This window comes from Brachyspira catarrhinii (assembly GCF_005518285.1).
In the GTDB taxonomy this organism is placed as follows: domain Bacteria; phylum Spirochaetota; class Brachyspiria; order Brachyspirales; family Brachyspiraceae; genus Brachyspira; species Brachyspira catarrhinii.
Window position 1 is genome coordinate 1 of sequence record NZ_SJDU01000231.1, and the last position, 3804, is coordinate 3804.

Below are 3804 nucleotides of genomic sequence, written 5' to 3' on the forward strand. Positions count from 1 at the left end.
TAAATTTTCGAGCAAATCTTCATTTCCGTTTCTCCCGAATAAGTATCGGGCAAATAAGTCGCTTAATTTCTTTACTTCAACATTATCTTTCATAAGAATATTATAACAAAAAATTATTAGTTTGTCAAAATAAATAATTTAAAAAAGTTGGATTGCTTCGCTCACTCTGTGTGCCTACGGCAACACTCGCAATGACTATGCAATATAATATCATTACGAGGCTATTTATAGCCGAAGTAATCTATTCAGTGTGGATTGCTTCACTTCGTTCGCAATGACGGAAAAAATACGGTCATTACGAGATTTTGCAAAAAATCGAAGTAATCTATTCAGTATGACAATGTATTATTTACTCATCGAAGATAAGTTTTAATTGACATTTATCGTCTATAAGTTATTATATGAATAATCTTAAATATTTTAAAAGGCGTATTATGAAACATTTATTTTCAAAAATCCAAAAATTAACTTTTTTATTTATTATTTTTATTTTTTCTTCGACTTGCTCGAATAACAAAAGCAAAATTAATATAGAAGATAGAGGCGGAGCTTTAATTGATAAAATAATTTTCGATGTGCGAACGGATATGACTATCGCGATTAAAGATGTAGCGGAAGGAAAAGCCGATTTGATGGCAAGCGGAATAGACGGAAGCGTTTATTTATCGCTTGAAAGAAAAGATTTGGAAAGATTGGACACTTACGCCGTTCCTTCGGGAAGTTGGTCTTTGCTTTTTAATCCCGTTCCAAACGAAGCGCCATATACGATAACGACTAAAGACGGAAAAACTTATTTTAATCCTTTTGCCATAAGAGAAGTAAGATACGCGATGAATTTTTTGATAAATCGAAAAAAACTTGTCGATGAAATTTTGAAAGGAGCGGGAGAGCCTTCCTTTACTCAAGCGACTCCTGGACAACCTGGAACTTATAGATATAATTTGATTCCTTTAAGAATGGGAATGACTGCAAACGGAAACGAGGAAAAAGCGATTAACGATATTGAAAAGGCTATGGAGACGGCGGCTAATCTGCCCGAAAACAGAGGAAAATTAATCAAAGAAAACGGATGGTGGAAATATAATAACGAAATAGTAAGCGTAAAATTCGTTATAAGAGTGGACGACCCGAGCGGAAGATTGCCCGCTGGAAACGCTATTTCGGATTTGATAGAAAAAACGGGAATTAAAGTTGAAAAACTTTTATACGACAGAAACAAATCTACTCAAGTCGTTTATTTAACCGACCCTAAAGATTACGAATGGAATATATTAACGGAGGCTTGGGGAGCGGGAGCTACTCGCGCTTGGTGGGATGTCACTTTAAGGCAAATGTATGTGCGAGAAGGAAATTATACTCCTGGATGGAATACGGCGGAATTTTGGAATTACGATAATAGAGAAGCGTCAAGAATAAGCGATAAAAATTATAACGGATGGTTTTTGACTTCGGAAGAATATTGGAACGGAAATATTCGCTTGCAAGAAATTGGTTTGCAGGATGCGGTGAGAATATATTTAAACTCTCAAACTCAATATTTCGTGGCAAATAAAGAAAGAAACCGAAGAATGCTTTACGGAGTAGGAGACGGAATAAACGACTGGTCTATAAGAAGCGCCGATATAAAACCGAATAGAAGAGGAGAGAAAATTTTAAGAGTGGTTCAGCATTCGGCTCAAGGCTCTTTATTTATGAGTCCTTGGGACCCAGTTGGCGTAAACGGATTTTCGGACGCATATTCTGGAATAATAATCGGTCCTTGCAGCGATTCGGGAGCGACATTCGAATCTCCTTCGACCGCTAAAGATATATTCAGACTCGGAGAAGCCGACACGAATACTTTGGAGATTGGAGTCGTTGCGGGAAATAACGGAATTCCTGTAGGCACTGTAGATGTTCCTAAAAACGCTATGATGTTTAATCCATACACTCAAAAATGGGAAGAAGGTTTAACGATTGTAAGCAAAGACGGAAATATAGAATATAAAAAGTCCGACAATTTGAAAGCTTATATAAAATGCGACTTCAAACCGAAATATTTCAAATGGCATCATGGAATAGAATCTTCATTGGTAGATTTGATGTATGGAAGCGTATTTATTGCCAATGTGGTGACAAAAACGGACGATAACGATAAATATTACGATTCGGCTTTGGCGGGAAGATACGCGCCAGCGATGGACGGAGCGGTTGGAAGCGTTCTAAACGAAGACGGAAGTTTTACTCTTTACGGAAATTATTATTTTCCTATGGATATGGAAAGACAATTAGCCACGATTGCCGTTAGTCCGAAAATAGGAAATCCAAACAGAAATACGGTAATTCCTTTTGAAATAAACGAAGCGATAATGAAATTGGTTTTGGAAGGCTCGAAGTCGGGAAATGTTTATACAATATCTCAAGACCAATCTCTCACGGCGATAGATGTAAAAAATCCGACTTGCGTTGCGGATATAAAAGAAAAATTAATCGAAATGAGAGATTCAAAATATATACCAGTCGGAATAGAAAATTGGATTAACGAAGAGGAAGCGGTAAAAAGATATCAAGCGGCTATTGATTTTATTGACAATTACGGACATGCTTATATATCGAACGGTCCTTTCTTTATATCGAAAATAGATTCGAGAGCGAATTATATAGAACTTTCGGCGTTCAAAGATTATTCTGAAACTGCGGAATATTGGATTGAAAAACTTTCTACAAAAATGAGCAGAATAGAAGATATAGATATGCCTTCAATCGTAAATAAAAACGAAGATATAAATATCGATATATATGTTTCTTCTTACGATTATCCTAATAATAATTTGGAGAGAGCGGACGAAAATACTAAAGTTAAAGTTTTGCTTCAATTACAAAGAGGCGGAGAAATCGAATATAACGCAAATTTGGAAGACGAAATATTTAAACTCGCTATTCCGAAAAACGATTTGATTAATTTGCCCGCGGGAGAATATATTATGGTATTTGAATCTTTTATAGCTGAGGAATCGCCTTATATTGAAACGCGAAGTTTTGTATTGAGATAATATAAAGCCAGAGAATAGATTTTTGGCAATTTTTTCCGATAAAATAGCAATGCGAACGGAAAATTTTATAAAAACCTTACAAGATATAATTTATTTCATAGTAATTATTTTTTCAAAAACTTTTATAGATTTGTTTAGATTATTTGGCAATATAATAATTTTCGGATTTATTCTATATTTGCTTTCTTCAATGACAAGGAGAATATTTGCCAAAACTTTAGGAGCTAAAACCGAACTTTATATAACGGGATGGATTGGAACTCCGATACATGAACTTTCGCATGCCTTATTTTGCATCATATTCAATCATAAAATAAGCGACATAAAATTATTTACCACAAAATCGGACACTATAGGTTATGTTCTTCATAGCTACGATTCGAGGAGTTGGTATCAGCAAATAGGGAATTTTTTTATTGGCGTAGGACCGATTATAATCGGCACTTTAATAGTTTATTTTCTTTTTTTATTATTAGCTCCCGAACTTAAAGAAAATATTTTTTCGGTTAAAATCGATTATGATAAATCCGCTGGAATATTGAATACGATTTATAGCGGTGTGGCAAATATTTTTACTTCTATTTTAAATATATTTTCAAATATTATTAAAAATATTATGGTTAGTCAATCTTATAAAAATATAGGATTTTGGATTTTTATTTATCTTTCAATTTCTATAGCCTCGCATATGGAATTGAGTCCCGCCGATATTTCGCATGCTTGGAAAGGAATGCTCGTAATATTTGCAGTTTCTTTAATTTTCAATACTTTT

At 34.3% G+C, this 3804-nt stretch carries 2 protein-coding genes; both read left to right on the forward strand.

The features are described 5' to 3' along the window. Window positions 1–434: 434 nt before the first annotated feature. The gene (locus EZH24_RS08555; protein WP_137998748.1) at window positions 435–3032 is read left to right on the forward strand and encodes an ABC transporter substrate-binding protein; all 2598 of its coding nucleotides are present in this window, start codon (window positions 435–437) and stop codon (window positions 3030–3032) included. A gap of 49 nt (window positions 3033–3081) precedes the next feature. Further along, the coding region (locus tag EZH24_RS08560) for a hypothetical protein (RefSeq protein ID WP_137998750.1) at window positions 3082–3804 on the forward strand (723 nt) is incomplete at its 3' end.

Coding starts and splice junctions, on each gene's coding strand:
- EZH24_RS08555 (WP_137998748.1), top strand. CDS start 435: ATGAAACATTTATTTTCAAAAATCCAAAAATTAACTTTTTTATTTATT.